Origin of the sequence: Frankia sp. CpI1-P, assembly GCF_001421075.1 — a bacterium.
In the GTDB taxonomy this organism is placed as follows: domain Bacteria; phylum Actinomycetota; class Actinomycetes; order Frankiales; family Frankiaceae; genus Frankia; species Frankia torreyi.
Window position 1 is genome coordinate 1 of the sequence record NZ_LJJX01000127.1, and the last position, 2,210, is coordinate 2,210.

The 2,210-nt window shown below is 72.2% G+C and carries 2 protein-coding genes and 1 pseudogene; all 3 read left to right on the top strand.

Annotated features, from left to right (window positions below):
* Positions 1–419: 419 nt before the first annotated feature.
* The coding region (locus FF86_RS69655) for a hypothetical protein (RefSeq protein WP_396230220.1) at positions 420–609 on the top strand (190 nt) is incomplete at its 3' end.
* A gap of 1 nt (position 610) precedes the next feature.
* Positions 611–1,406, top strand: a pseudogene (locus tag FF86_RS69660) (transposase); the annotation flags it as partial.
* Between the two features lie 131 nt (positions 1,407–1,537).
* Positions 1,538–1,927 carry a transposase gene (locus tag FF86_RS69665; protein WP_396230221.1) on the top strand — a complete coding sequence of 130 codons (390 nt, stop codon included), beginning with the start codon at positions 1,538–1,540 and terminating at the stop codon, positions 1,925–1,927.
* The last annotated feature ends 283 nt before the right edge of the window (positions 1,928–2,210 follow it).

Consider the following 2,210-nt stretch of genomic DNA (forward strand, 5'->3'; position numbering starts at 1 on the left):
GTCTCCTTGAGCACCATCGGGTGCCTCCCGTCTGCGGTGGGTCCGGACAGGGGGCTGCCCGTGGGAGCCGCGGGGCAGGATCGAATCTGATCCTCGTGCTCGAGGCAACAGGGAAGGGCCCTTCGGGTGCGGTTCCCGGCGCCCGACTAAATCACGGCCTGAAACGACCAAGGTACGTCGACGTCGGTGGGCAGCCGCGATGATCGTCACGCCGCCCCGGGTCTTCCGTGACGGAACAGACCTACGGGGCACACCAAGCCCACGACCGGCCACCGGGCCGAGGCGCGACGCTGCCACGCAGACCCGACGACAGCGAGCGACCACAGAAATTTCAGCCCGGAACGGGCTCCCCACCCCGAGGGGCAGGGGGACTAGATCCGCCAGTAGCTGGTGATGTTGGGGGTTCGTGGATCGCTGGAATGCGAGCGGGTGCCTGCCGTGCAGGGAGAATCGGGGTTACCACACCTACCGATACAGCCCTGACGAGAGGCACCCGCCGGGTGAACAGACTACGCAGACCGGCCGAGTCGAGGAAGCGGGCCCCGCGGGTGCGGGTCGGGCCGTCCGACCGGTCGCTGACCGGGATGGCGGGGCTGGCCGCGGTCGCCGNACTGGTCGACCGGCTCGGGGTCGTCGAGGCGTTGGACGAACGCGTTGGTCCGGTCAAGCGGCGGGCGCGGGGGCTTTCGGGCGGTGAGTTGCTGGTCGGGTTGGCGACCGGGCAGCTGGCGGGGCAGGCGACGCTGGCAGGGTTGGACCGGCTGCGTCTCGACGAGGCGGGTGGGCTGCTCGCGGCGGTGCCGTTCGCGCCGTCGCGGACGGCGGCGAGGCTGTCGGGCCGGTTCGGTCCGGCGGCGCTGTCCGGGCTCGAGGCGATGGTCGGGGTGCTGGCCGGTCGCTGGCTGTCTCGGCTGCCCGGGCAGCGTCGGACCGAGCTGGTCGCAGGCCGCCCGACGATCGACCTGGACTCCTCCGACGTGGAGGTCTATGGCCGCAAGAAGCGCGGGGTGGCCTATACCTACGAGGGGAAGAAGGCCGGCCGGCCGCTGCTGGCGTCGTGGGCGCGGACCGGGCTGGTGCTGGCCGCCGATCTGCTCGCCGGGGATCAGGACGTCCGGCCGCGCGCCGCCAGCCTGCTCGCCCGGGCCCTGGCCAACCTGCCCACAGCGGTCTGCGCCCCGCCGCTGGTCCGGGCGGACTCGGGGTTCTTCACCGGCGAGCTCGCCCGCGCCGCCGTCAGAGCCGGCGCGGACTTCGCGATCGCCGCGCCGCGCAACTCCGCGCTCTGGCGCGCTTATGCCGCCGTCGACGAGAACGCCTGGACCGATGCCCGGGACATGGCCGGCGCCCAGCTCGCCGCCGCCGGCTACGCCCCGGCCGGCTGGCCACCCGGCACCTACACGATCATCCGCCGGGTGAAGGTCCCCGCCGTCGAGATCTCCACCGACCCCCGCTCCCGGCGGCGGCCACGATCCCGAAAGACCAGCTCACCCTCGCGCTCGACGGCGTCGCCGACCACGCCTGGGCGGTCAGCTTCATCGTCACGAACATCCCCGCCGACGAACCCGAGGGCCTCGTCGCCGTCGAGCACTGGTTCCGCGGCCGCGCCGACATCGAGACCCAGATCAAAGATGTCAAGCTCGGCGCCGGCCTGCGCCACCTGCCCTCGGCCGACCCGGCCGTCAACCAGGTCTGGATGTGGGCGGCGATCCTGGCCGGCTGGCTGTCCACGATGCTCCAGTCGCTGACCGGCCACGACCAGGCCGCCGGCCGTGCCCACGGCGACCGTCTCCGCCACGAACTGATCACCATCCCCGGCCGGGTCATCCGCCACGCCGGCACGCTCACCCTGCGCCTGCCACCCGGCCGCGACCAGCACCTACCCGCCGCCCTCGCCCGGCTCCGCGTCCTGCCCGCAGCCACCTGACCANCTCGTTCTTCCCCACTCGACGCCCTCCGGGCCGTGGACCCGGCAGCCACCCGGCACGACAGCCGGGCCGACACCCTGCCCAACAGTCGGAAAGAACATCAACTGGCCAGAAAAGGAAAGATCACCGATCTTTGATCACGCCAACCGTCGTTACTGGCGGATTTAGTCCCCCTGCCCTTCGGGGNGGGGAGCCCGTTCCGGGCTGAAATTTCTGTGGTCGCTCGCTGTCGTCGGGTCTGCGTGGCAGCGTCGCGCCTCGGCCCGGTGGCCGGTCGTGGGC